Source organism: Sporolactobacillus nakayamae (assembly GCF_900113325.1).
GTDB lineage: Bacteria > Bacillota > Bacilli > Bacillales > Sporolactobacillaceae > Sporolactobacillus > Sporolactobacillus nakayamae.
This window is the reverse complement of record NZ_FOOY01000008.1, coordinates 82,264-106,988: the sequence shown is the minus strand read 5'-3', so window position 1 is coordinate 106,988 and position 24,725 is coordinate 82,264. Positions and strand designations below refer to the sequence as shown.

The window sequence follows — 24,725 nt, the reverse complement described above, 5'->3', positions numbered from 1 at the left end:
AAGATGAATTTTATGCATGAGCTTTTAATCAAAAACGGACGTATTATCGATGGTACAGGTTCTCCTTGGTTTTACGGAGACATTGCAGTGGATAAAGGTAGGATTACAAAAATAGGCAAGCTGACGGAAGATAGAGGAACAACCGAACTTGATGCACATCATCAAGTTGTCTGTCCAGGATTCATTGACATGCATGTGCATACCGACCTATTTATTCTTGCCGATCCACTTGTTGAAGCCAAGGTACGTCAAGGGATTACAACGGAACTACTTGGACAAGACGGCATTGCTGCTGCACCGCTTCCAGATGCCTACAAGGAAGACTGGCGAGGTAATTTATCAGGGCTTGATGGAAATCCAGACATTTCATGGGACTGGAATACAATTGATGACTATTTGAAGAAGATCGAAGCTGTTCACCCAAGCTATAATCTGGCCGTTCTTGCCCCTCACGGTAATATTCGCATGGAGGTAATGGGACTGGAAGATCGTCCGGCAACGGATGAAGAAATTGCTCAAATGCAAAAGGTATTGCGTCGCTGTCTTGACGAGGGGGCGGTCGGTATGTCAACAGGATTGATTTATCCGCCATGTTGTTTTGCCGAAATGAAAGAGTTGGAAGCCCTGTGCATGGTACTCGGAGAATACGGCGTACCGCTTGTCATTCATCAGCGAAGTGAAGGTGATGAGATTCTTGAATCTATGGATGAACTCATTGATATGATGAAGCGCTGCAATGCGCATCTCCATTTTTCTCATTTGAAAAACTGTGGTCAATTCAATTGGTACAAGACACCGGAAGTGCTTGCAAAGATTGACAAAGCACGCGCGGACGGCCTTGAAGTGACATTTGATCAGTATCCTTATCCTGCAGGCAGCACGATGCTGAGCGCAACCCTGCCGCCATGGGCACATGACGGGGGAACCGAAATGATGTTGAAGCGGCTAGAGGATCCGGAACTTTCGAGACGAATGATTCACGAAATGGAAACCGCATTGAAGGGGTGGGATAGCATTTCTAAATGGGCCGGCTGGAACGGTATTATCGTGACTTCGGTTGAGAGTGAAAAAAATCAGAATTGTGTCGGAAAAACAATCGTTGAAATAGGGAAGATGAATGGTCGGACCGACTACGCACAGATCGCATTGGATTTGATCTATGAAGAAAAAAATGCTGTCGGCATGATTGATTTTGTGATCAATGAAGATGACATCAAAATGATCGTTAAGCACCCGGCTGGAACACTCGGAACAGACGGTCTGCTTGGCGGTGAACCGCATCCGCGCGCGTATGGATCATTTCCGCGTGTGCTCGGACGTTTCGTTCGTGACGAGAAGGTGCTTCCGCTCGAACAAATGATTCGTCGTTTTACCTCGCAACCGGCACGAATCATCGGTTTTCAGGATCGTGGTGTTCTACGTGAGGGACTTGCTGCAGACATTGTGATTTTTGATCCGGATACCATCATTGATCAGGCAACTTTTGAGAATCCACGCCAGTTTAATATCGGCATCGACAAGGTCATCGTCAATGGTGAGATAATTATTGACGAAGAAAAAGCATATCGGAAGCCATGTGGCACTGTGTTCCGCAGAAACTACAGTCGCTCGGTGCATGTCCGAGAAGAAGGCTGACCTATGCTGGATCTGATCATTAGAAATGGGAGCGTCTGTTCAGGAACAGGAATTCGAGCGGTGGATATTGGAGTAAGCGATGGGAAAATAGCCATTCTTGCTGACCGTTTGAGCGTTGAAGCAGCAGAAATAGTTGATGCGAAAGGATGTTACGTACTTCCCGGTATCATTGACGTACACACGCATATTGATCATTGGGGCGGAACGGCAAATACAGAAGATACTTTTTTTACTGGAAGCCGAGCGGCAGCGTTTGGCGGAACAACAACATTTATTGATTTTGCGGTGCAGCGACCAGACGAAAATGTGCGTACAGCAGTCACGCGCCGGATTTCACAGATTCAGGATGAGAGTTGTATCGATTATGGGATTCACGCCCATGTAACGGACAGTTCGGATACTACTGTGAACTTGATTCACGATTTAATACATGAAGGATTTACTTCGTTTAAAATGTTCACAACCTACAAAGCTGCCGGTTTTAAAATTGAAGATCCAGATATGCTGACGCTAATGAAGGAGATAACGAGGTATGGCGGTTTTTGTATGGTGCATGCGGAGAATGATTCCTTTTGTGAGGAATTGACCGGAAGGCTGCTTGCTAAAGATATGGCCAACGTCCGGCACTACGCCGGAAGTCGGCCGGCGATGGCAGAAATCGAATGCATCTCCCGCTTACTGCTGTTCGCGAAAATGACTGGTGCCAAGCTTTACATTGTTCACGTAACAACTGCTGAAAGTGTTGAATTGATCAGACAAGCAAAACGCGAAGGAGTTGATGTAACGGCAGAGACATGCACGCATTATCTAATACTGGACGAAAGTTGCTACACGCGGGATGACGGTTACAAATATGTGATGGCACCACCATTGCGCACAAAAAGAGACATCGAAGCGCTATGGAGTGGATTACTGGATGGAACACTGTCAATAGTGAGCAGTGATCATTGTGATTACAGCACTGATAAAAAAATAGATGCGAAAACCAATTTTACAAAAATTTCTCCCGGACTGCATGGAATCGAGTGGCTCGGACCGCTCATGTATGAACACGCCGTTGTCCGTCGCGGGATACGGATTGAAAAAGTGGTTGGATGGTTGTCGGAAAACCCTGCCAAGGTATTCGGAATCGCCGACCGAAAAGGGAAAATCGATATTGGTATGGATGCTGACATGATCGTGTTTGATCCAAAGTCCGAGCAAATAATGGGTGATCATGATCATCATATGTCGTCGGATTTCTGCCCCTACAAGGATGAAAAATTAACTGGAAAACCGATTAAGATCTATTCAAAAGGACAGTTGATTGTTGATGGGGATCAATTTTTAGGTGGAAAAGGTAAGGGAGCACTGCTCCTTGATGTGAAATAATGCTGTCTCAATTAAATTCACATTATAATTTCAGAAAAATCAAACAAATATATAGGAGGACTACTCATGAATATGAAAATGAACGCAAATGTTTGGAGCTTAAATGAAGGCGAATTGAGAACACCGCAAATGAACCACGTAATTATGATGGCCTTGTTTATTGGTGTTGGTGTCGTTGTTGGCACATTCGGTAGTCTCGCTGTTCCTCTTGGTTTTGTATCTGCATTCTGGCCTGGTCAGGCGATTCAAAGCGTTGGGTGTATCTGGTTCGGCATGTGGGGAGGAATCGCTAGTATTGTTTTTCCACTCATTTCTAATGCCATTGCTGGAAGTGCATCGATCGCTGTATCACTCGCTTACGCGCCGGGCAACTTTCTTCAAGGAATTTTGGCCGGTTGGGCGTTCCGCTTCTTTAAATGTGATCCACGGCTGAAAAGTGGCAAAGACTGGGCTGTTTATACCGTGTTTGGCGGCATTCTCTGTAATGCGATCGGCGCGGCTTGGGGTGTGATGGTACTAAGAATGTTCGGGCTGATCTCGCCATCGTCAACATTGACCGTATTTTTAGGCTGGTCGATTGGCAACACTGTACCATCGTTTATTCTTGGCGCGATTCTTTTGAAATTCGTGTCACCGTTGATTGTGAAATCAAAATCATTTTGCAAAAAGTATTGGGCCTAACTAGTCGATCGCTTTTCACCTGAAAAACAGAGGATTAATTCCTCAAGAGAGAATAATGGAGGTTATTATGGAAAGCGTCCAAACTAAAAAAATGATGAAGACTTTACTGGCTTTGATTCCAGTGGAGTCTCCACTTTATTCCTTTCATCCGGTGTCACGGCTGCTGCTGTTTGTCATCACCGGATTTATTCCTTTGTTTATTAACATGCCGGAATTAAATTTTATGTTCGCAGTAGTCGTGCTGCTTCTTTTTATCTATTCAAAAGTTGCACTCAGCAGTTTAAAAATGTATCTGCCGGTAATCCTTTGCGCCGGAATCTTTACCTTTCTCACCTTTATCTTTTTCCCGGGAAAGGATCCAGATTATAAAGTGATTGGTCATGTGTTCGGACTTGCGCTTTATGACCAGCCGATCATGAATGCTTTTATTGCCTACAGTAAGATTTTGGCATTGCTGCTCTCATCAATTTTTTATTTTTCAACGAATCGCGAACGAGATATTCTCGCTGCGTTGCGTACATTGAAAATGCCGTTTGTCGCGAGCTATGTGCTGGGTTTGTCACTGAGATCAGCGGGTATGTTTCTCGAGGATCTGCACACGGTACGAGAAGCAGAGCAGGCAAGAGGTCTGGACTACGCTGCCATGAAGTTCACGGATAAGGTGAAGCTCTACAGTATGTACATCATTCCTTTGATCTCACTGGCTTTAAGACGCAGTGACGAGATCAGTAATGCGCTTTTCGTTAAAGGGTACTCGTTGAAAAGCTCAGGAAAACGGGCGGACTATATTCTGACTAAGTATCGCTTTTCCGCTTCTGACGTTGCCACATGTGTTGTTCTGATCCTATTGCTCGTCCTAATTGTCTATTTTAAGTACCGTTATCAGTGGTTTGGGTCAGATCACTCGCTCTTTCAGTATGTCATAAAATAAGAATTTACAGGGGAATGAATGATGGGGAAAATTATTGAGATCAACCATTTAACTTGGCAATATACGGACACGGAAAAGCCTGCACTTGTCGATGTGAATCTAGATATTGAGGACAACATGTTCATTGGTGTGTGCGGTCCTAATGAATCGGGAAAAACAACGCTCGTTTCTTGTATTAAAGGATTGATTCCACATAATTTCATTGGTAGTTACACAGGTGAAGTACGCTTGTTTGGGAAAAACATTCGTGATTTGCGTGCGAAGGAATTGGCAGAGTATGTTGGTTTTGTTTTTGCTGATCCTGAGGCACAATTCACGTCGATGAGTGTTGAGGAAGAGCTAGCCTTCGGTATGGAAAACATCGGGCTGGGCAGTGATGAAATCCGAGAGCGCATTGATTGGGTTGCGAAGATCACTAATCTTGAAAATTTGCTTGATAAATCACCATATGATCTGTCCGGCGGCCAAAAACAACGTGTGGCCATAGCCTCAGTTCTCGCCATGCAACCTAAAATAGTTATTCTCGACGAACCTACGTCAATGCTTGATCCAATGGGCAAAGACAGTGTATTTAATATATGTGCGCGAATGAAGGAAGAATTGAATATGACGATCATTATGGTGGAGCACACCATGGATCGTCTTGCACGTCTGTCTGATCGACTGATTTTAGTTCATAACGGTAAAATTGAGCGCTATGCAGAACCGGAACATTTCTTTGAAAATGTTGACGAGCTTGTCGAAATGGGACTTAATCCGCCCGCATCCATTGTATTCCTTGATCAGTTAAAACGTGCCGGATTATATGAAGGGCCGATGACGACTTCGGTTGAAGAAACGATTGAGATTGCGCAATCGATTTGTGCAAGGAAGGAGTCAGTCCAATGACCAACGTTATTGAAGTTAAAGACATGCATTTTGCCTATCGCGATGGGACAGAAGCGCTTAAGGGCATCGACCTGAATATTAATAGCGGTGAATTTATTGCTTTGATTGGTCAGAATGGTGCCGGTAAAACAACCTTCGCCAAAACGCTCAATGGTCTTTTGAAACCTTCTCAAGGTTACGTAAAGTGCGGCGGAATTGATACAAATCAGAAAAGAGTGATTAAGAAACTGGTCAGAGAAGTCGGCTATGTTTTCCAAAATCCGGATCATCAACTATTCAATAACGAGGTTGGTAAAGAGATCGCCTATGCACCGAAAAATATTGGACTTTCTGATGAAGAGATCGAAGAACGCGTGAATGAGGCTGCCGCAGTCGCGGGCATTAAGCAGGACTATTTGTCCATGCATCCTTTTTTTCTGCCTAAGGGGCTAAGACAGCGTGTTTCGATTGCGTCTATACTAGCACTTCGGCCGAAAGTGATTATCGTCGATGAACCGACAACCGGACAGGATTACCGGCAATCGGTCGAGATCATGGAATTCTTAAAAAAGTTGAATGAAGAACGCGGTCATACCATTATCATTATCACCCACGAGATGGACATCGTCGCCCAATTTGCGAAACGTGTTGTTGTATTGTGTCAAGGAAAATTATTGCTCGATGGCGCGACAAAAGAGGTGTTCGCTCAACCGAAAATTTTGGAAGCGGCATATGTGAAGGTTCCGGAAGCGACGCGAATGGCTCAGGCGTTGACGGCAAATGGGGTCAGCAAAGATGTGCTGTCTGCCGATGAGCTGTGGATCCAGTTTCAGGAAGCGATTGGCAGATGAGGAATGCAAAAAAATGGCTCGTTGTGAATCCGAACACAAGCGCATCCATGACTGCATCCATTCGTGCCGCAGTTACAGTTCCCGGCACCCAAGACGAGGTGCGTGTCATTCATCCTGATACAGGTCCGGAGTCACTTGAATCATTTTATGATTATCAAATCGCCGCTTTTGAAACTATTAAGTGGGTTCAAAACGATCAGCAAACCTATGACGGTATCTTAGTCGCTTGTTTTGGCGATCCGGGACTGTATGCGCTCAAGGAAATCAGCACTTGCCCAGTAGTTGGCATTGCAGAGGCCTCCTTTTCAACAGCACTCTTGCTTGGAAAAACATTTTCTGTCATTGCTGCGCTTCAAAAGGCTGTCCCGATGATGAGTGATTTAATCGGGCAATACGGATTGGAAAAGCGCTGTGCATCAATTCGAGCACTTGATCGAAACGTTCTGGATATTGACCGGGATCAAGACAGCATCTATAAACTTTTTTTGACGGTTTGCGGTCACTGCGTTGATGATGGTGCTGAAGTGCTGATTCTCGGCTGCGCCAGTATGATCGGATTAAAGGAGAAATTGGAAGCATGCCTTCATGTGCCGGTCATTGATCCAGTTGGTGTTGGATTTGAGATGCTGAAAATGATTGCGGCATCAGGATTAAGCACATCGAGAGCGGGACTCTATCAAGCGCCGCCAAAAGGGTTGTTTCTACTACGTTGAAAAGAGATGCGTTATACGATGAAAATTTTGATTAAAAATGGAACACTAGTTACCTCTGAAAACGTGTTGAGGGAAGATTTATGCATTGATCGCGGTATTGTTCATTCGATTGGTAAAAGCGACATGTTTATACCTGATGAAATCATTGACGCGGACGGTCTCTACGTTTTTCCAGGCGGTGTTGATGTCCATACGCATCTTAACCTTCATCAAGGTCTTTATATTGCTGCAGACGATTTTTACAGCGGTACTGTTGCCGCCGCGTGCGGGGGAACAACGACCATTGTTGACCATATGGGATTCGGTCCGTCCGGATGCAGCTTAAAGCATCAGGTCGATGTCTATCATGATTATGCGGATGCTCAAGCTGTCATTGATTATAGTTTTCATGGGGTGATTCAGCATGTCGATGACAAGATACTGAGTGAGATGGCATCGATTGTTGAGGAAGAAGGAATTACAAGTTTTAAAATCTACTTGACCTATGACTATAAGCTAGATGATCATGCGGTGCTTCAGGTAATGAATCGTTTGCGCGAACTTGGGGCAGTGACGGCCATTCATTGCGAGAATGACGGAATTCTTAGTTACTTCAAAGATTATTATCTAAAACGAAATCAAACAGGGCCGATTTTTCACGCTCACAGCAGACCAGAGGAGGCAGAGGCTGAAGCAGTTGGGCGGATGATCATATTGTCTAAGCTCGCCGGCGATGCGCCAATCTATGTCGTTCATGTTTCAACAGCGAAAGCCGCCAAGTTAATTGCTGATGCCAAACGAATGGGATGTAATGTGCGCGGCGAAACATGTCCACAATACTTATTCCTAGATCAGGAACGTTACAACGATTCTAATCATGGAGGTTTGAAATATATAATGAGCCCGCCTTTGCGAGACAAGGCGAACCAAGAACTGCTCTGGACATACATCAAATCGGGAACAATTGATACGATCGGAACCGATCATTGCCCATTTAACTTTCATGGAGACAAGCAGGCGGGAAGGAATGACTTCAGTAAATGCCCGAACGGTGCACCGGGTATCGAAACTAGGCTTCCGCTGCTTTTCTCTGAAGGCGTTATGAAACAGAGAATCAGCTTACAGGAATTTGTCGCAATCACCAGCACTAACCCTGCGAAGCTGATGGGCCTATATCCGAAAAAGGGAGACATTAGAGTGGGGTCGGATGCTGATCTCACGTTGATTGATCCCCACAAAGAGATAACCTTAACTCATGACTTGCTTCATGAGCATGTGGATTATACATGTTATGAAGGCTTCAAGCTTCATGGATATCCGGTAATAACCTTATCCCGTGGTGAAATTATTTATAGAAACGGCGAATTTACCGGGCGTAAAGGGCATGGACAATTCATTAAGCGCAAAAAGGTGACTGATGGTGTGTGGGGTAAGTAGATGATTTCCAATAAATTAATAAAACATTAAAAAGAGAGTATTTCCACATGTGGCATAAAAAATGTGTAGAAATGCTCTCTTTCTGTTACGTTTAAAGATCAAAAGATTAATAAAGCCATTAAAAGCACTTTTATTCAAACGGATAGACAATGCCCCATTTTTTACGTATTTCACTCATCAGCTCCATCACATCCAATGTTAATTGAAGCGTGTTATCTTCTTTTTCTCCGTTTACAACAGAGTTCATATAGTCATATTCATAAACCATTGCCTCATCTGTATTTCCAGCTGTTATAACCTCTGTTGAAAAATCGGGATAAGTAATTGTCGCTGATTGTGCGCGTGGGAAGGTGTCTACCGTTATATAAGCTTTTTCGCCGGTAATGATTCCTCTTTTTGGAAGCTTTGCGAATAGAGTCAAAATGATAGAAGCCATTTCGTCTTCGGAATTCCGTAGGATAATTTCAGACTGTTCGTCGACGCCGGTTTTAAATCGTTTGACGGTTGTTAAGATTTCGTCGGGTTGTTTGTTAAGAAAAAATCGGGTAAAGGATAGAGCATAGACGCCAATATCGAGAAGAGCGCCACCCGCCAATTGTGCACTCAAAAAGCGACTGCTGGGATCAGGGACTCTGAGGCTGCCGAATGATACTTGGATCATTCTTAATTTGCCGATTTTTCCATCTGCGATCAGCTTGTTTAATTTCTGATAAAGAGGCATATGATAAATGGTCATTGCTTCAATAACACTAAGCTGTTTTTCTTTTGCAAGTTGAACTACTTGATTAAGCTGTTCACTATTTACGGTAATCGCTTTTTCACAGAGTATGTGTTTGCCGTTCTCAAGGCATTTAATCATGAGTTCATAATGATTGGAATGCGGCGTAGCAATGTAGGCAATATCGATGGCCGGGTTGCTTAAGAGTTCATCATAATTTCCATAGGCGTTCGTCACGTGATGTTTATTGGCAAATTCCTGGGCGCGATCAAGTTGTCTGGACGCGACCGCAAATACAGGACGTCCGAATTTATAGAGCGTATCAGCAAATTCAGATGCAATGGTACCTGTGCCTAAAATTGCCCAATTTAAAGTGCTCATCATTTTTTCCTCCTGAGTTATTTTTTTTGCAACAATCAAAAATGATAAAGGTGGCTGGAGAAGTCTCAAGCCACCATCAATCATAGAAAATTAATCAGCATTCTTTATGGAGTGGAACGATGCCCAGCTTGTCGAAAATCAAAGCCTTTTCCGCAATGTATGCGTTGTATTCGATTCTCTCAAGCATGTCATAGGCTTTGTGAAGTGTTTTATCAGTGATTAGAATCCCATGGCTGTTAAGAAGGCAGGCTTTTGGAACGACATCGTCTCCAAGAGATTTTATGTGTTCACGAACAAGGTCAGCAAGTTCAACAGTCGTTGCCGGACGGTAATCAAGAGTAGGGATCTTACCCAATTTTTGTGTTGCTTCCGTAAGGTTCGGCAGCTCAATTCCAAGGGTTGCGAAAAAGAGTGAATCTCTAGGATGTGCGTGGATGACACAACCGATTTTCTTGTTCTGTTTATAACAAGCCATGTGCATGTTGATTTCTCTCGTCAGTTTTCCATCGCCTTCCACGATTTCTTCATCCATAGTGACGACAAGGATGTCATAAGGGGTAAGGTCGCATAGCTTTTGCTGAGACATTAATGTTGGTGTCATGATGATATGGTCATCGTTTATTCTGACGCTAACATTTCCACCTGCAGCATTTGTTTCAAAACGATCAAACATGGTTTTAACAACGGTACATAAATCTTTTCTTTCAGACTCATATAACATAAGATCCCCTCCGAAAACATTATTTGATCTTCTCCAATGTTACTTGTTCTCTTAGTAGTCGCGCTTCTTCTGGAACAAATCCGGAACTTGTCGGCTGCATTGCTTTTGAAGCGCTTACGGAAGTTGCGAAAGTTAACATATCTTCGACAGAAAAATTTTTATATAGCGCGTAAACAATTCCGCCGACAAAAGCGTCACCGCATCCGGTATCATTTACTGTTTTTACTTTTGGCGGAATAACATGATCGATCGAACCGTTGTGAAACAGCAAGGAACCTTTCTTGCCGAGTGAAACAATGATATAATCTATTTTAGATAAGTTAGACTTTTCCATCACTTCAATTGTGTCCTCAATTGAGGTGATCTTTTTTTGGGTCAGTTCACCAAATTCATATTGGTTGGGTTTAATTAAAGTCGGCGAGATTTCAATGGCTTTTTTTAGATAGTCGCCTGACGCATCGACGATCAGTCGCACGCCGGTTTCTTTTACTTTTTTTAATAGCGAACCGTAGTCATTTGGACTCATTAATCGTGATGGATTTCCGGCAAATACTACAATATCATCCGGTTCCAGCTTGCCCGTGAAGTCAGTGGTAAATTGCCCAAGTTCATCTGGCGTTATGGATGGTCCTGTTTGAGTAATCATGAAGCTGCCTGAATGGGTTTCATCCATAATGACATAGTTCTGGCGGACGGCGCGATTCGGAAGAACAAAGAATTCCGGATTGACTTTTCGTTCCATCAGCAGTGAATACAACTCTTCCTTACCGTTTTCACCAATAAAGCCTGTTGCTATATTCGGTGTATCAAGACAAGAAAGTACGACCGAAACATGGGTCCCCTTACCGCCAATGTCATTATAGCTTTCAGATACATGATTATTTTTTCCGCGTGTTAATGCATCATGGACATGGATAATGCGATCAATGGCTGGGTTAAGTGTTACTGAATAGATCACTTTTTTTCACACTCCTTTCTTTGCGTGTACTTTTGACGAATCTCCGCAACTTTTTGATCGTACTTTTTGAAAAGTAAATCATAGGCACAATACCGAACAAGAAGACCAATAAGTAAAGCAACTACCCACATCATCAAATCACCGGTAAAAAAACCAAGTAGTAACAGGATGAATCCAAGAAAAACCATGAAAATCCAAAATGCTTTTACCGATTTCCCCGCGGTCATGATTCAAAGCCTTCAGTTTGTGCTTCTTCGTGATACCGCTTCGCATTTTCTTTCTTTCGACCAAAGTAGAAGTAGACGAACAGTGCGATCCAAACAACGGCTAAGAGCATTCCCCACCATTTTCCAGCCATCGCTTCAGAAAAAGCGAATTTGAATTCACCATTTTCCATCGTGCTCCAAGTAAGCATGCTGCCGGCAGGTACTTTAACAGCGTGAGTTTCTTGGGCCAATCGTGTCATATATGGCGCAAAAAAGGTTGCTAGGTATAAGAACACCGGCGTTGTAATGATTCCGTAGACGACCATACGAAGCAGATTTCCACGGGCTAGCAATACAACTGCTACGACGATCGACAGATTAATGATTCCGCCGAATGGGAGCACTTTATTACCCGGAAGAATGACGGCAAATAATAGTTCAACTGGGATGAGCAAAATAGCGGTTACCCAAAGTTCGTTTCGTCCTGCTAAGATTGGCCAATCGAGCCCAATTAGAATTTCTCGGTTATTGAAATGCTTTCGCATAAATTCTGAAATCGCTTCTGAAATTGGCGATAGCGCTTGCATAAAAAGCTTGGAAACCATAGGGAAAAGTGTTAGCGCTGTTGCAGCCTGAACCGCGAGAATTAAGGATTTGGATACCCCATATCCGGCAACAAGTCCTAGAAGGAAGCCAACAATTGCGCCCATGACATGATTTTCTGCAAAAACGCCTAACTTTTCCTTCAGCGCATCAGCATCCATTTTCTTATTGAACAGTGGAATCTTATCCATTAATTGATTAATCGGGTAGAGCAAGCTGGCAATGATTGTCATATGGTGTGGTACAGTAACACCAGGAATTCCAGTCAATTCTTCAATTTCTTTTCCCCAAATATCACCGATTTTTAGTTCAATAATGATCTGAATGACAACGACAACAAAACCGAGATAGACATTTCCGGAGATATACGAGACCATGATTGCTGTAAAGGCTTTCCCCCAAACGTTCCACATATCAACATTCAGCGTTTTCGTCCATTTTAAGGCTAACATGACAATGTTAACGCCAATCGTGATTGGAAAGATGAGAAAGGCAAGTGGCCATGCCCATGTGATTGATGCACCGGTGGTCCAGCCACCATCAACAGCAGTGAGCGCGATTCCCGTATTCTTAGCGAATGCTTGAGCCGCGGGACTAATCGAATCGAGCATGAATCCAACGACTAAATTCATTCCGGCAAAGGCGACACCGAAAATGATGGCTGCACTAATTGCATCTTTGAATTTCATTCGCGCACAGATACCAATGATCAGCATAATAATTGGTACAAATACTGACGCACCTAAATTGAGTACATATTGAACAATATTAGTTAGAACATCCATTCTGTTCACTTCCTTTTCATAGTTGGTAGTTGGTTGTTATTTTAATGCTGCGATCAGTTTTTCAACCTCTGCGTCCATTCCCATACCTGTAAGAAAAGCAATACCATTTAAGGTTGGAATTCCATATGCTTTCTTTGGCTTTGTGATGGCAACGTAGACATCACAGTGCTTAATCAAATGATCAAGCGATTTAATATCTACAGCCTCCACTTCTGCACTTATCTTTTTCTCAGACAAAATACGTTTTACCTTTGAAGCAACTGTTTGGCTTGTTGCGACACCGGAACCACACGCGACAATAACTCGTTTCATTTTGACTACCTCCCAAATTTATCTTTCAAGTAATTTTCCATTTGTTGCGAATCATTGATCGTTCTTACATGATCAATGAAAGACTGATCATTGAAGCAGGACATAATTTCCGAGAGTAATCCGACCTGACCTTTTGGATCTTTAATGCCGAGCATAAAGACGATTTCCGCATCAACTTGTCGATCCGACATGCCCATATGAGCAAAGCGGATCGGTTTTTTTAGTCGAACGACTTGGACAAAGGGGTGATTTACATGCGTCACATCAGTATGCGGTATAGCAAACTGAATCTTGTCATTCGCTAAGCCTGTCGGATAAAGCGATTCTCTTTCTGTTAGAGCAGCGCAATAAGATGCATTGACTAATCCTTTGTCGTGCAGACTTTTAAAATTTGAATTGAAGAGATCTTTTTGGTCTTGATAGTCAGCGTTGAGGACAATGAGATCCTTTTGAAATAGATTGCTGTAATTCACTATGTTCACCCCCCTTCAAGTAGATTTAGAATATCTTTCCTTGACTTGCAAGCGATTATTGCTTCAATACGCCCCCTTTCCAAGAAGACATCATTAAGCTTTAATAGCAAAGGCACATGGGCGTTTGTTTTTTCTGGTACAAGAGCAACCATAATCTTAAATGAATGACCGTCTGGATTTGTCACCGCTCGCTTGAAAATAGTGATCTGAATATCGGCGGATTCCTTTGACACAGCAGCATGCGGCAGGTAGACTTCCGGACCAATAAGCATTTGGCGGTAATTGGAATAAAATATAGACTTACATTTGTCAATGTAATCATTTTCGATACTTTTTCTATTAATAATGGGTTTAAAGGCTATGTCGACACAGTTCTCCCAGGAAACGGGGGAATCAATTACTGAAATATTTTCTTCGGTTAAGCTTATCCGTTCACGATAAATCGGGCGTTTTTCTTCCTCTTTATCAAAAAAGGATTTAAGTGCAAGCTCAGCAAGTTCTCGTTTATCCTCAGGAATGAGATCTTTTATGGCAAAAACAATACCTTTAGCCTTTCGCTTTGGGTCTTGACTAAGTAACTTGGAAACAACTTTTCTCAATTGTTTTCGGCTGTCCGGCTCGAGAAAAGGTGGAACAATAATGGTAGTAATACGACTTTTCATTGGAACTGTTGTGAAAATAAAGTCTGGCTCCAGATTCATTTGTTCAAATTGTCGAAAAGAAAATGCACCGATAAATTCAATATCAGGAAACATGTCTTTTAAGTTTTCGAGCAATAGCTTTGAAACCGATGTGCCATTAAAGCACAAGACAACGGCCTTATAGTAGGCTGAAGAATCTTCATCTGTTTGATACATCCACCCCAGTACAATCATTGAAAGGTAGACAATTTCTTCATCCGAAAAATCATGTTCAAGGATTGTTCCAAATGATTTTCTTGATGCATGTGTAACTGCTTTAAAGACATAATAATGTTCTTTTATGAACCGTTCAGTTAGCGGATTATTTACACGAAAGCCTAAAATATTTCTGAAAATTGCCGGCTGAATATGCAGCATAATCTTAGACTTAAAATCAGTCTCTTTTACAAAATCAATGGCTAACTTTTCCTTTAATAGTGTGATGAATTGATTTACCGAACTACTTATTTCTTCGCTATCAGCAAAATCAAGTGCTGATTCAATTCGATTCGATGAAAGAATGTGTAAGGACAGATACAATAGATCAACATCTTTAAGAAAGGGAAATTCTCTGAACTGTTTTTTGATGACTGGAAATTCTAAAGTGTTTCTAATATCATATCTCTCCACTTTAAAACTCCAAGCCCTAGGGAAGTTCTGAACGCGTTGCAATAAAATCGATAGAATAATTGGTAAATTTTCAATCTGCTCATCGGTAAGGCGAATCATTATTTCTTCTTCAATAGATTCTAATTTTTGTTTGATTCGGGATACCATTTCCTTATTAATATCGAATCGATCAATGAGGCAAGATCGTCCATAAGCTGTTTTTAATAACTCATTTATGAGTTGAACCAAATGATTTCGAATTAAATATTCCGGACCATTGATTTGATAACCATCTTTTCTCAAATAGGTTACATGAAGATTCAAATTTTTTAGTTCTTCTTTTAAATACTTCATATCTGAAAATACTGTATTTTTGCTTACATAAAACAAATCAGATAGTGTCTGCAATGTGTGATGATTGTTGCGGACGATTAATTCGAGTTTGATTAAATTTTTTCTTAGATCGACTTCATATTCATTTGAATTTGACGATAAATTGCCGACCAATGATGCATATAACTCATCGACACATTTTTCAGATACTTTCACTTCCCCGTTAACTACTTCAATGGATTCATGAGGAAGCTGTTCGCTGATTAAATGAATACGTTCAAGGACTCTGTCTTTTTCTGTGGATAAGTGGTTGGCAATTTCCTCTACGCTCAGGTGTTTCTGAACAAGTATAAGATTTGTAATCTCACGGTCTAAGATGATCAATCGTTTTCACCTCCTTTGCAAATTTAATTATATGGGTACAGCATCTGCATTTCATCACAATAAAATGTTAACGCTTTCACAAACGATGTGATGTACGAACAGCCATGCAACTATATACTCTATTTGAATGATAACAAGGGGGGTGATGGAGATGAAGAGGATTTACTTGGTTAGGCACGGAGAAACATTTTTCAACTTGCTTAATATTGCTCAGGGTTGTGCGGATTCGCCACTCACTATTAAAGGTGAAGAGGAAGCACGGTCATTAGGAAAAGCCTTGAAGCAAAATAACATAACGATTAACACTGTTTATACGAGTGACCTCACCAGAGCAAAGCACACTGCCAAGCTCATTTTAAAGGGCAGCGATTTATCCATGAGCATGCTAAGTGAGATCGAAGAACTGAGAGAAGTATCCTTTGGTTCATTTGAAGGAATGAATTCCCACCTGATGTGGAATAAATCGGGAACCGCCGTAAATCTACCCCAGTTTAATTCCGATTATCCAGACTGGCAGAAGATACTTGTATTGGAGGGTTTAAAAAAACGTGACACCTTTCATGCTGCTGAAAATTATAGTGATGTAAAAAAAAGGATACATCGTCTATTAGAGATATTCACATCCGCTCCTTCTAATGACATCTTGGCTGTTAGTCATGGATTATTTATCAGCTGCCTTGTTTTTTTTCTTTCAAACGAACAGATCAAAGTAGATGTTATCCCCAATGCAAGTCTAACTAAGATTGTCTATGACGGGAAAGATTTTAACATTGACTATGTTGGGAAAAGCTTTTAGGTAGAGAACTAAGTGAACGGTTCTATCGTGTGAAAACGGTTACAATATCGGCGATGATGTTATGAATAGATACTATTTTATTAATTAATGAGAGGAAGTATTAGCTATGACCATAGCATCGAAAAGCATAGTAGAGGCAAATTTTGTTAAAGAAATGACAGAGCTGGCATCAATAATGTGGTCGCACGGCTGGGATGAACGTAATGGAGGGAACATTAGTTACATTATTGATGAGGATGAGTTAAGGCCTTATCTTGATCCGGATCATGTTGCGAAGGAGATACCGTTCAACGGATTTGGAGAAGTACCTGAAAATTTGGTTGGAAAAGTATTCTTAGTCACTGCCACAGGTAGTTTCTTTAAAAATGTTGAAAAGCGTCCAAGTGAAGAATTAGGAATTGTTCGGTTGAAAGAGAGCGGCGATTCGATTGATGTGCTTTGGGGATTTGAGGCGGGAAGAGGTCCGACAAGCGAATTTCCAACCCATTTACTTTCACATAGTGTGCGCTTAGCACAGAACCCAAATCATAAGGTGATTTTGCATAATCACGCGACGAATATTTCTGCGATGACCTTTGTTCATTCACTTAATGAAAATGAACTGACACGTACACTCTGGGGAATTATCAGTGAATGCCTGATCGTGTTTCCGGATGGTGTCAGTGTTATCCCATGGATGGTATGCGGGAATCGCAATATCGCTGAAGCAACCGCTGAGAAAATGCGGCATTCACGAATTGTACTTTGGCCTCATCATGGCATATTGGCGTCTGGAGAGACTTTTGACGATGCCTATGGTCTCATTGAAACAGTTGAAAAAGCGGCGCAAATCTATATGCTAACCTACCGAAATGTTCGCGCTCAAATAACGGACAGTCAATTAAAAGATCTTGCACAGGCGTTCAATGTAGTACCCAAAGAAGGTATTCTCCATTAAACAAATGATTGATAAATCAAAAGACTGACTACTGTATGGGAAAGAAGGATTATGATGATTAATTCTCTGGGTGAAAAAGTGACATTGAATAACGGCGTTCAAATGCCGGGGGTAGGTTTTGGAACTTGGCATGTTCGCGGGAGGGACGTGATTACGTCTGTATCAACCGCTTTAAAGGCTGGGTACAGGATGATTGACACTGCCGAACATTACAAAAATGAAGATCTTGTTGGGGAGGCAATCAGGAAATCGGAAATGAACAGGCACAAGCTCTTTATCACAACGAAGCTTAGGAATGATGATCAGGGATATGAAGAGACGCTCAAGGCTTTTGACAAGAGCTTAAAGACCTTGGGACTTGATTATCTGGATCTTTATCTCATTCATTGGCCGGTTACCGGGAAGTTTAAAGATTCATGGCGAGCGATGGAGCACCTTTATCGGCAAGGCAAAGTACGAGCGATTGGCGTGAGTAATTTTAATCCGCATCATATTGAGGAATTGTTGGAGGATGCAAAGATTCGGCCGGCAATTAATCAAATTGAGTTTCACCCGCTTCTGTCTCAAGCCCCTTTACGAGTCTATTGCGCGGAGCAGAATATTCAGGTTGAAGGGTATTCACCGCTTGGAACAGGGACTGTGCTGAAGAATCCGTCGATAATGAATATCGCTGAAGCTCATGATAAAACTGCGGCACAGGTGATTTTGCGGTGGCATGTGCAGCACGGTATCATCACTATTCCTAGATCCACCAACCCGGAACATGCGATAAGCAATGTCGACATTTTTGACTTTAAGCTGTCTGCTGATGAAATGGAGAAGATCGACGCTCTGAATGAAAACAGACGAAACAATAATGATCCGGAAGGTTTCTAATTTCCAGCACAAAACAAGCCTGAACGCATCATTCTTCGCGTTCAGGCTTGTTATTTACCCCTTATATGCGACACAAGAAATTTCGAGCTTCGATTGCTTGGGCAGGGCAGCTACTTGGAACGCGCAACGTGCCGGGAGGATTTCTCCTGTGAAATAATTTGAGTAAATGCCGTTTACAGTTGCAAAGTCATTAATGTCCGCAAGGTAGACCGTGGCGCTTACGACATTTGAAAAGTCGAGGTCTGCCTCATTCAATACGGCCTGCAGATTTAGAAAAACGCGTTCGGCTTGTAACTCAATGCCGCCGTCGACGATTTCTCCAGTTGCCGGGTCGAGCGGAATCTGTCCGGATGCGAACAGAAAGTCGCCAGCTTGGACTCCTTGAGAGTAAGGGCCGACTGCTTTTGGTGCAGCGTTTGATGCGATTTGCTTCTTCATTGAATCAAACCTCCAGATGTGTGTGATGGCTACTCGCGATTGTCGGAGCAATCAATGACGAAAGCCGCGAATCAATAGTCTTTATTAGTTTACCATAGCGCTGCACGATGCGAATAACTAATTGTGGAACAAAAAGATTTGTCACTACACAGGTGCTCATCAGCGTCTTTTTTTCAGCAACCTCTTTCTATTTAAATAGTTAAAGAAACATCCGGACGCAAAGATGAGCAAGCCTATGAGAATGGGTGCGACAATATCGTTATAAACAAAGAGATTGATCAGAATAACGAGCGGGAGTACGATTGCCAAAACCAAGAGTACCCAATTACTTCTCTTCATTAGATATCTTCCAATCATTGATCGCACATCGACGACCTTTTCTTCTATTCTAATACGAAAAAGCGTAACACACCCCGCATTTGTGATGCGCGCATCCGTATTTATCATGCGTGGTCACGCACAGTTCCGCACAAGCAATCAGGAACGCGTGCGTATGGCGTAGGCATCCAGAATAATGCGCGCCATGACCTGCAGCGGGAGCCGCGAGCGCACTTCGTAATCCGGGAAATAGGATACCTTCGACTTGTAGCCGACGAGCGTGAGTTCGGACAAGGTGTAAAGCGGACTCTCACGATTGGCGGTCAGTGTGATTGTGCTGACTCCGTTTGCCTTGCAGTTCTTCGCTGCCTGTACCAATTCTTCGGTACGTCCATTGAGTGAGATGAAGATAACGAGATCTTTCTTATCTATTCGCTTGCTGATCGTCGTGATGATGTTCGGATCGTCATGCATTTCACAATACTTGCCGGTGAGCTGAAATTTAACGGTCATCTCTTTGGCGATCAGTTCAGAAAAGCCGCGGGCGAACAGCACAATTTTTCTTGAGTAAATGATTTTCTGCAATACATCTTCAATCGTACCGCGATCAAGCATTTGTATCGTTTTGGTGACTTCCTGTTCATTCTTAAGCATGGCTTCTTTAATTTTATTATCGACTTTTTCGACAACGGAAAACTCGGGAGCAAGCCGATGCTCGTCCTTCAGACGGATCTTGAAGGACGTAAAACCTTCATAGCCAAGCTTCTTCATTGTGCGGACAATCGTCGCTGTCGACACGTTGGCATTCTCGCTTAAACGGACGATTGAAATTTTCGGCATGTCATTCAAATGCTCCTGAATATAGCGGAGCAGAAACTTTTCGCTGTCACTGAGTGTTTCGAAATACTGATTGACGCGTTCGAAAAAAGTAAAGTCCATCTTGACCTCCAATTTGAAAACCTTTACATTGATTATATCCTTTTTCGAAAACATTTTCATAAACAATCATGGCATAATGAAAAAGTAGAGAAGATGCAAGTGAAAGTGAGGGATAATCCGTGATCTATACATGCACGATGAATCCGGCAATTGATCTGTTTACTGAGTTTAACAGTTTTGAACCTCATGTGGTTAATCGAAGTGTTTTCGAAGATTACCAGGCAAACGGGAAAACGATCAATATATCATTTATGCTGAAAAAAATGGGGATTGACAGTGTAGCTACCGGATTCTTAGGTGGGTTTACAGGTACGTATATTGATGATGAACTGAATCAGACCGGTATTGCGACCGACTTCGTCATAATCGATGGTATCACACGCATTAATACGTTTATAAAAGCAGGCGCCGCGGAATATAAAGCGGTGAATCGCGGACCGGCGATCAGTTTGGCCGCGCAAGCGCAATTGATTGATAAAATCAGTAAGCTTACCGGCAAGGATATGCTGTTCGTGTCAGGCAGTCTGCCGAGAGGCGTCGATGATTCGATTTTGAAAAGAATTTCTCAATTGTCAGTGCAAAAAGGATTTCAATTGATTCTTGACGTCAGCTCGAATGCGCTGCTGAGTTGCCTTGAAGATCATCCCTACCTAATCAAGCCGAGTGATGAGGAGTTGGCGGCATGGCTGGGTGTAAAGCCTGACTCTTTTAATAGTGAAGCGCAGCTGATTGAAGCGGCAGAAAAGTTACTGAAAAAAGGGGCACAGCGAATCTTGGTTTCTCGAGGGGAGAAGGGCACGATGTATGTGGATAAGGAACATATACTGTTCACCACAGCTCCTAAGGGCGAAGTAGTCAATACTGCCTGCGCCGGCGACACGCTGCTCGGTACCTTTATTGGTTCCAGGCTCAAAAACAAAAGCCTGGAAGACGCGCTGGTTTATGCGACGGCGGCGGGATCTTCAACGGCATTTACCGCAGGACTCAGCGATTTAACTGATGTTCCGGAATTAATGAAACAAATTAAACTTACGACACATTTGAAGGGGGCAGAAGAATCATGACAAAAATTATTGCGGCAACAGGTTGTCCGACAGGAATTGCGCATACGTTCATGGCTAAGAAAGCGCTTGAAGATGCGGCAAAGGCAAAAGGTATTGAGATAAAAGTGGAAACGCATGGACAAGCGGGTATTGAAAACGGCTTGACACCAAAGGAAATTGCAGAAGCGGACGGCGTGATTATCGCCGCTGATAAGGATGTTGACGAAGATCGCTTTGCGGGTAAACGTGTGATCAAGGTTTCGGTAACGAAAGGAATTAAAGAACCGGAAAAATTAATTGATGAAATTGTAAACGGTTCCGTACCTCTGTTCAAAAACGGGCATACTCCGAGCGGAAGCGGTGCGACCGTAAGTGTTGATAAAGAATCGGTTGCACACAAACTGTATGTTTACTTGATGAACGGCGTTTCTCACATGCTTCCCGTAGTTGTTGCCGGTGGTGTGCTGCTCGCCATTTCCTTCATGTTCGGAATCAATTCGGCAGACCCGAAAAGCAATGAATATAATGTGTTCGCAGCCAATCTGAACGCGATCGGCAAAGTAGGGCTGGGATTAATGGTACCGATTCTGTCGGCATACATCGCCCAAGCGATCGGAAAACGCTCCGGTCTTGTGATTGGATTTATCACCGGTATGATCGCGTTCACAAATGGAACCGGTTTCCTTGGCGGTATTGTCAGCGGCTTTTTGTCCGGTTATCTGATTCTGCTGCTTGAAAAAGGCTTGAAGGGATTGCCGAAACAACTAGATGGTCTGAAATCAATTTTTCTTCTTCCGGTGCTGGGCGGTCTCATTGGTGGGTACGCAATGATTTTACTGTCTTCGCCAATGACAGCAATAAATGAAGGTATGATGCAATTCCTAAGCAATATGCAGAATCAAAGTCCTCTTGTGCTCGGATTGATTGTCGGTATCATGTGCGCGTTTGATATGGGCGGTCCGGTAAACAAGGCAGCCTATGTAACTGGGGTCGCACTGCTTGGTCAAGGGAATTTCTATTTCATGGCCGGCGTCTCTGCCGCATGCATCGCGCCACCGATTGCGACTGGTTTTGCAGTTCTGTTTGCCGGTAAGTATTTTCAAAAAGAAGAACGTAACGCCGGCTATGTCAACTTTCTGCTTGGCTCCACACATATTACTGAAGGCGCGATTCCATTTGCGGCGAAGAGTCCGTTTACTGTCATCCCATCATTGATGGTCGGTTCATCGATCGCTGCGATTCTAACCTATTATATGAAGGTTCAGGTACCGGCACCTCACGGCGGATTTATCGTGCTGCCGATTGTGACCCATCCGCTGCTCTGGGTTTTGGCAATTCTCGCCGGAGCGTTAGTGTCAGGTTATCTGATCGCTATCGATCAGAAACATCGCTATACTAAAAATTTGAAAGCGGAAGAAACGAATACGGTTGTCCAGGCAACTGTAGGAACCGCCCAAGCTGCTCCGACCATCGCTCAAGATACACTTTTGGACAAAGGAAACATTTATTTTGAAAAGGGTATTCAAACGAAAGATGAGTTGTTCCGATTTATTGCTGAAAAAATGCAAGATAAAGGCATTGTGAGCGATCAGGAACGATTAGTCGAAGCATTTCGGAAACGCGAAGAACAGAGTTCAACGGGTATGGAAAACGGCTTTGCCATTCCACATGCACAGTCTGAGACAATTAAAAAAGCGGCGATGCTGGCAGTGAAACTTGAAGAACCCATCACGGATTGGCAAACCTTTGACAAAAAACCGGTAACCTTTGTCATCGCCTTTTTAATCCCGCCAAAAGGCAGTGAAGCGCATCTGCACTACCTATCGGACACGGCGCAGAAATTGGTCGATCAACGTGTGGTAACCGCGCTGAATACAGCGACAGATGCAGATCAAGTATATGCCTTGCTACATTAAATAGGTTCTTTAAATGCCATCCGGATTATCGGGTGGTTTTTTTTAGTTAAGAAAGCGGAGATGTACGGGCACCAGCGAACGAGCCCCCGTAGAAATTCGTTTGTTTGAGGAGACTCCCGGATCATTCGCAAGCGACCGAAGCGACGATTCAGCACTGAAAAGACACAAAACCATCACACATGGCTGGAGATTAAGGACCGGGCTGTGCCTTGCTATGCTGGTACGATGATAAGTCATAAGATTCCGTTGGGCGATCAGGTTAGCGCCAAATCTGAAAAATAGGCGGAAAAATTCCGCTTAATTAGAAAATGAACGAAAAAATTGCTTAAATAGACGGAGAAATTCCGCTTATCGAATTGAATAACGCAAAAATGGAGGGTTTTTCTGTGTATAACCGGAAAAATTACCCTTATTTACCGGTGAAACAAGCGCCATGATGCAAATAACCGGAAATTCTCCGCTTATTTACTCTCGCCAAATTTGATTAAGTAAGACGAACGGGCACTATTCTTTTATTCAAGAACGCACAGCCGGAGTATCTGTTCAAGCATAATAACCTGTTGAATAAATCGCTAATCTAAGGTTTGTGTTTCACAGATAAAAAGTTCGAAACCAAGCACGAAAGCGCGAGGACGCCTGTGAATATCCCAGTTGATCGCGAACTTCTCAAGTGCCGCTCTAGTTACAAGATTGATTAGAGCTCCAAACAGGTGACAGCTAATGACCGGGCTGTGACTGGCTTTTTTGAAAGATTCTGCTGGCACTGGAAAGTTTCTCACATGGCTAAATAGAGCAGCAGGCTTGAGTAACTTCATAAAGTCCGAGATTCAGTCATCTTTTTTCATTCATAGCCCAGGTTTTTCACTACATAGTGAGGACTCGGGCGCTCATATATTCATATCTTAATTTTAGGCTTTGGCGTCCCATAAGGTGTAAAATCCACGTATTAATCGAACGCTCGCTTCATAACCCATTGCTTTCATTCAGACTTGTTCGTACGGACTTCACCAAATTTTTCAGCAGGTTCCTACTTATTACATGTAGGAGGTGATCAAGATGGCAACCAGCACAATCACAGCATCGGTTTTTGTAATGAATCTGAACGGCGGTCTGGATGAAAAGGGCGAGCAAATTCTGCTTACCAAGTCGTTCAGAAACATCAAGCCGGCAGCTTCACAGGATGGTTTGCTGGCAATCGCGCAGAAACTTGCGCCATTGCAGCAGCACGCGCTCTCTTCCGTCGAGCGCAATGACACGTCTGAAATTATCGGATGATTGTCTAAGGGCGGCGAGTAAAAAGAAAGGAGGGACGAGGAGATGAAGAAACTGAATCTTGTTTTCTTAAACGCTGAGGGTAAAAGTGTGACGCTATCACTTAATGATCCGATCGAGCCTGCGGATCCTGTCGCGATTAAGGACGCGATGACGACCATTATTTCGGAAAATGTTTTCCATTCATTGGGCGGGGATTTAACAGCTGTTAAGTCCGCGCGAATTTCCGAAAATAACACGACAGCAATCGAACTGGGCGAATAAACGGATGAAACGAGGCCGGAGAGAATCAGCAATTCTTCTCTTCGGCCTTGATTTTATACCGAGAAAAGGAAGGAGGTTTGTTCATGGAGGTGTGGTTATCCATGGTTAAGGACGTTGGTTTTCCGGCTGTTGTCACCTTTTTTCTCTTGCATCGCATCGAAAGCAAGCTTGACGAGCTGATTCAGTCGGTACGTTTGCTTCCGGCAGATCAGGAAACCGGCCGAACTGGAGAAGTAATTAAGAAACAAGCCTAATTGAAAACGGCACAACGTTTGCTCACGCGGCGCTGTGTCGTTTT

The 24,725-nt window shown here is 43.0% G+C and carries 27 protein-coding genes; 16 read left to right on the top strand and 11 right to left on the bottom strand.

The window, feature by feature from the left end:
• Window positions 1-12: 12 nt before the first annotated feature.
• The 8 genes from BM003_RS06730 (at window position 13) to hydA (BM003_RS06695) (ending at window position 8,465) form a co-directional block, all read left to right on the top strand.
• Window positions 13-1,635 carry an N-acyl-D-amino-acid deacylase family protein gene (locus tag BM003_RS06730; RefSeq protein WP_093671384.1) on the top strand — a complete coding sequence of 541 codons (1,623 nt, stop codon included), beginning with the start codon at window positions 13-15 and terminating at the stop codon, window positions 1,633-1,635.
• A gap of 3 nt (window positions 1,636-1,638) precedes the next feature.
• Window positions 1,639-3,006, top strand: coding sequence for a dihydropyrimidinase (hydA, locus tag BM003_RS06725; RefSeq protein WP_093671382.1), 1,368 nt, complete (start codon window positions 1,639-1,641; stop codon window positions 3,004-3,006).
• A 66-nt stretch (window positions 3,007-3,072) separates the two neighbouring features.
• Entirely contained in the window at window positions 3,073-3,687 is a 615-nt protein-coding gene (locus BM003_RS06720; protein WP_093671380.1) for a hypothetical protein, read from the top strand.
• Between the two features lie 67 nt (window positions 3,688-3,754).
• Window positions 3,755-4,618 carry an energy-coupling factor transporter transmembrane component T family protein gene (locus BM003_RS06715; RefSeq protein WP_177184680.1) on the top strand — a complete coding sequence of 288 codons (864 nt, stop codon included), beginning with the start codon at window positions 3,755-3,757 and terminating at the stop codon, window positions 4,616-4,618.
• Window positions 4,619-4,639: 21 nt separating this feature from the next.
• The gene (locus BM003_RS06710) at window positions 4,640-5,506 is read left to right on the top strand and encodes an energy-coupling factor ABC transporter ATP-binding protein (RefSeq protein WP_177184679.1); all 867 of its coding nucleotides are present in this window, start codon (window positions 4,640-4,642) and stop codon (window positions 5,504-5,506) included.
• Complete coding sequence (locus BM003_RS06705; RefSeq protein ID WP_093671374.1) at window positions 5,503-6,336, top strand: energy-coupling factor ABC transporter ATP-binding protein; 834 nt, start codon at window positions 5,503-5,505, stop codon at window positions 6,334-6,336. The genes BM003_RS06710 and BM003_RS06705 overlap by 4 nt, the downstream gene beginning before the upstream one ends.
• Complete coding sequence (locus tag BM003_RS06700) at window positions 6,333-7,049, top strand: aspartate/glutamate racemase family protein (protein ID WP_093671372.1); 717 nt, start codon at window positions 6,333-6,335, stop codon at window positions 7,047-7,049. Before BM003_RS06705 ends, BM003_RS06700 begins: the two co-directional genes overlap by 4 nt.
• 18 nt (window positions 7,050-7,067) lie before the next feature.
• Entirely contained in the window at window positions 7,068-8,465 is a 1,398-nt protein-coding gene (hydA, locus tag BM003_RS06695) for a dihydropyrimidinase (protein WP_093671370.1), read from the top strand.
• Window positions 8,466-8,595: 130 nt separating this feature from the next.
• Here hydA (BM003_RS06695) and BM003_RS06690 read toward each other — a convergent pair whose 3' ends face one another.
• The 8 genes from BM003_RS06690 to BM003_RS06655 form a co-directional block, all read right to left on the bottom strand.
• Window positions 8,596-9,564 (bottom strand): Gfo/Idh/MocA family protein, encoded by a 969-nt coding sequence (locus BM003_RS06690; RefSeq protein ID WP_093671368.1) that lies wholly within the window; start codon window positions 9,562-9,564, stop codon window positions 8,596-8,598.
• A 94-nt stretch (window positions 9,565-9,658) separates the two neighbouring features.
• The gene (locus BM003_RS06685; protein WP_093671366.1) at window positions 9,659-10,285 is read right to left on the bottom strand and encodes a class II aldolase/adducin family protein; all 627 of its coding nucleotides are present in this window, start codon (window positions 10,283-10,285) and stop codon (window positions 9,659-9,661) included.
• Window positions 10,286-10,304: 19 nt separating this feature from the next.
• Window positions 10,305-11,243: a 1-phosphofructokinase family hexose kinase gene (locus BM003_RS06680; RefSeq protein WP_093671364.1), complete on the bottom strand. Its 939-nt coding sequence runs from the start codon at window positions 11,241-11,243 to the stop codon at window positions 10,305-10,307.
• Window positions 11,240-11,470, bottom strand: a complete 231-nt coding sequence (locus BM003_RS06675) for a hypothetical protein (protein ID WP_093671362.1) — start codon at window positions 11,468-11,470, stop codon at window positions 11,240-11,242. The genes BM003_RS06680 and BM003_RS06675 overlap by 4 nt, the downstream gene beginning before the upstream one ends.
• Window positions 11,467-12,837: a PTS galactitol transporter subunit IIC gene (locus BM003_RS06670; protein WP_093671360.1), complete on the bottom strand. Its 1,371-nt coding sequence runs from the start codon at window positions 12,835-12,837 to the stop codon at window positions 11,467-11,469. The genes BM003_RS06675 and BM003_RS06670 overlap by 4 nt, the downstream gene beginning before the upstream one ends.
• A 36-nt stretch (window positions 12,838-12,873) precedes the next feature.
• Window positions 12,874-13,149, bottom strand: coding sequence for a PTS sugar transporter subunit IIB (locus BM003_RS06665; RefSeq protein WP_093671359.1), 276 nt, complete (start codon window positions 13,147-13,149; stop codon window positions 12,874-12,876).
• Window positions 13,150-13,154: 5 nt separating this feature from the next.
• Window positions 13,155-13,622 (bottom strand): PTS sugar transporter subunit IIA, encoded by a 468-nt coding sequence (locus BM003_RS06660; RefSeq protein ID WP_177184678.1) that lies wholly within the window; start codon window positions 13,620-13,622, stop codon window positions 13,155-13,157.
• 5 nt (window positions 13,623-13,627) lie between these two features.
• Window positions 13,628-15,628 (bottom strand): BglG family transcription antiterminator, encoded by a 2,001-nt coding sequence (locus tag BM003_RS06655; protein WP_093671355.1) that lies wholly within the window; start codon window positions 15,626-15,628, stop codon window positions 13,628-13,630.
• Window positions 15,629-15,779: 151 nt separating this feature from the next.
• Here BM003_RS06655 and BM003_RS06650 point away from each other — a divergent pair, with 151 nt between their 5' ends.
• From BM003_RS06650 to BM003_RS06640, 3 genes are all read left to right on the top strand, one after another.
• Window positions 15,780-16,424 carry a histidine phosphatase family protein gene (locus BM003_RS06650; protein ID WP_177184677.1) on the top strand — a complete coding sequence of 215 codons (645 nt, stop codon included), beginning with the start codon at window positions 15,780-15,782 and terminating at the stop codon, window positions 16,422-16,424.
• Window positions 16,425-16,530: 106 nt separating this feature from the next.
• Complete coding sequence (gene rhaD, locus BM003_RS06645; protein WP_093671351.1) at window positions 16,531-17,361, top strand: rhamnulose-1-phosphate aldolase; 831 nt, start codon at window positions 16,531-16,533, stop codon at window positions 17,359-17,361.
• A 54-nt stretch (window positions 17,362-17,415) separates the two neighbouring features.
• A complete protein-coding gene (locus BM003_RS06640) occupies window positions 17,416-18,237 on the top strand; it encodes an aldo/keto reductase (protein ID WP_093671349.1) in 822 nt (273 codons plus the stop codon).
• Window positions 18,238-18,291: 54 nt separating this feature from the next.
• On the opposite strand, the gene BM003_RS06635 is transcribed toward BM003_RS06640, so the two are convergent.
• The 3 genes from BM003_RS06635 to BM003_RS06630 all read right to left on the bottom strand — a co-directional run bounded on the left by BM003_RS06635 (window position 18,292) and on the right by BM003_RS06630 (window position 19,932).
• Complete coding sequence (locus tag BM003_RS06635) at window positions 18,292-18,675, bottom strand: RidA family protein (RefSeq protein WP_093671347.1); 384 nt, start codon at window positions 18,673-18,675, stop codon at window positions 18,292-18,294.
• Between the two features lie 159 nt (window positions 18,676-18,834).
• Entirely contained in the window at window positions 18,835-19,014 is a 180-nt protein-coding gene (locus BM003_RS17365; protein ID WP_143128437.1) for a hypothetical protein, read from the bottom strand.
• Window positions 19,015-19,152: 138 nt separating this feature from the next.
• Window positions 19,153-19,932 carry a MurR/RpiR family transcriptional regulator gene (locus tag BM003_RS06630; RefSeq protein WP_093671345.1) on the bottom strand — a complete coding sequence of 260 codons (780 nt, stop codon included), beginning with the start codon at window positions 19,930-19,932 and terminating at the stop codon, window positions 19,153-19,155.
• Between the two features lie 119 nt (window positions 19,933-20,051).
• Between BM003_RS06630 and pfkB the strand changes: the two genes are divergently transcribed.
• From pfkB to BM003_RS06605, 5 genes are all read left to right on the top strand, one after another.
• A complete protein-coding gene (gene pfkB, locus BM003_RS06625) occupies window positions 20,052-20,996 on the top strand; it encodes a 1-phosphofructokinase (protein ID WP_093671343.1) in 945 nt (314 codons plus the stop codon).
• On the top strand, window positions 20,993-22,891 hold the full coding sequence (locus tag BM003_RS06620; RefSeq protein WP_093671341.1) for a fructose-specific PTS transporter subunit EIIC: 1,899 nt from the start codon (window positions 20,993-20,995) through the stop codon (window positions 22,889-22,891). The genes pfkB and BM003_RS06620 overlap by 4 nt, the downstream gene beginning before the upstream one ends.
• A gap of 1,056 nt (window positions 22,892-23,947) precedes the next feature.
• Complete coding sequence (locus BM003_RS06615; RefSeq protein ID WP_093671339.1) at window positions 23,948-24,166, top strand: DUF1659 domain-containing protein; 219 nt, start codon at window positions 23,948-23,950, stop codon at window positions 24,164-24,166.
• A gap of 42 nt (window positions 24,167-24,208) precedes the next feature.
• The gene (locus BM003_RS06610; protein ID WP_093671337.1) at window positions 24,209-24,427 is read left to right on the top strand and encodes a DUF2922 domain-containing protein; all 219 of its coding nucleotides are present in this window, start codon (window positions 24,209-24,211) and stop codon (window positions 24,425-24,427) included.
• A gap of 83 nt (window positions 24,428-24,510) precedes the next feature.
• Window positions 24,511-24,681: a YvrJ family protein gene (locus BM003_RS06605; protein ID WP_093671335.1), complete on the top strand. Its 171-nt coding sequence runs from the start codon at window positions 24,511-24,513 to the stop codon at window positions 24,679-24,681.
• Window positions 24,682-24,725 lie beyond the last annotated feature (44 nt).

What these genes read in the sequence shown, in the direction of transcription:
- BM003_RS06730 (WP_093671384.1), top strand. Translation starts at nt 13, where the DNA reads ATGCATGAGCTTTTAATCAAAAACGGACGTATTATCGATGGTACAGGT.
- hydA (WP_093671382.1), top strand. Translation starts at nt 1,639, where the DNA reads ATGCTGGATCTGATCATTAGAAATGGGAGCGTCTGTTCAGGAACAGGA.
- BM003_RS06720 (WP_093671380.1), top strand. Translation starts at nt 3,073, where the DNA reads ATGAATATGAAAATGAACGCAAATGTTTGGAGCTTAAATGAAGGCGAA.
- BM003_RS06715 (WP_177184680.1), top strand. Translation starts at nt 3,755, where the DNA reads ATGGAAAGCGTCCAAACTAAAAAAATGATGAAGACTTTACTGGCTTTG.
- BM003_RS06710 (WP_177184679.1), top strand. Translation starts at nt 4,640, where the DNA reads ATGGGGAAAATTATTGAGATCAACCATTTAACTTGGCAATATACGGAC.
- BM003_RS06705 (WP_093671374.1), top strand. Translation starts at nt 5,503, where the DNA reads ATGACCAACGTTATTGAAGTTAAAGACATGCATTTTGCCTATCGCGAT.
- BM003_RS06700 (WP_093671372.1), top strand. Translation starts at nt 6,333, where the DNA reads ATGAGGAATGCAAAAAAATGGCTCGTTGTGAATCCGAACACAAGCGCA.
- hydA (WP_093671370.1), top strand. Translation starts at nt 7,068, where the DNA reads ATGAAAATTTTGATTAAAAATGGAACACTAGTTACCTCTGAAAACGTG.
- BM003_RS06690 (WP_093671368.1), bottom strand. Translation starts at nt 9,564, where the DNA reads ATGAGCACTTTAAATTGGGCAATTTTAGGCACAGGTACCATTGCATCT.
- BM003_RS06685 (WP_093671366.1), bottom strand. Translation starts at nt 10,285, where the DNA reads ATGTTATATGAGTCTGAAAGAAAAGATTTATGTACCGTTGTTAAAACC.
- BM003_RS06675 (WP_093671362.1), bottom strand. Translation starts at nt 11,470, where the DNA reads ATGACCGCGGGGAAATCGGTAAAAGCATTTTGGATTTTCATGGTTTTT.
- BM003_RS06670 (WP_093671360.1), bottom strand. Translation starts at nt 12,837, where the DNA reads ATGGATGTTCTAACTAATATTGTTCAATATGTACTCAATTTAGGTGCG.
- BM003_RS06665 (WP_093671359.1), bottom strand. Translation starts at nt 13,149, where the DNA reads ATGAAACGAGTTATTGTCGCGTGTGGTTCCGGTGTCGCAACAAGCCAA.
- BM003_RS06650 (WP_177184677.1), top strand. Translation starts at nt 15,780, where the DNA reads ATGAAGAGGATTTACTTGGTTAGGCACGGAGAAACATTTTTCAACTTG.
- rhaD (WP_093671351.1), top strand. Translation starts at nt 16,531, where the DNA reads ATGACCATAGCATCGAAAAGCATAGTAGAGGCAAATTTTGTTAAAGAA.
- BM003_RS06640 (WP_093671349.1), top strand. Translation starts at nt 17,416, where the DNA reads ATGATTAATTCTCTGGGTGAAAAAGTGACATTGAATAACGGCGTTCAA.
- BM003_RS06635 (WP_093671347.1), bottom strand. Translation starts at nt 18,675, where the DNA reads ATGAAGAAGCAAATCGCATCAAACGCTGCACCAAAAGCAGTCGGCCCT.
- BM003_RS17365 (WP_143128437.1), bottom strand. Translation starts at nt 19,014, where the DNA reads ATGAAGAGAAGTAATTGGGTACTCTTGGTTTTGGCAATCGTACTCCCG.
- BM003_RS06630 (WP_093671345.1), bottom strand. Translation starts at nt 19,932, where the DNA reads ATGGACTTTACTTTTTTCGAACGCGTCAATCAGTATTTCGAAACACTC.
- BM003_RS06620 (WP_093671341.1), top strand. Translation starts at nt 20,993, where the DNA reads ATGACAAAAATTATTGCGGCAACAGGTTGTCCGACAGGAATTGCGCAT.
- BM003_RS06615 (WP_093671339.1), top strand. Translation starts at nt 23,948, where the DNA reads ATGGCAACCAGCACAATCACAGCATCGGTTTTTGTAATGAATCTGAAC.
- BM003_RS06610 (WP_093671337.1), top strand. Translation starts at nt 24,209, where the DNA reads ATGAAGAAACTGAATCTTGTTTTCTTAAACGCTGAGGGTAAAAGTGTG.
- BM003_RS06605 (WP_093671335.1), top strand. Translation starts at nt 24,511, where the DNA reads ATGGAGGTGTGGTTATCCATGGTTAAGGACGTTGGTTTTCCGGCTGTT.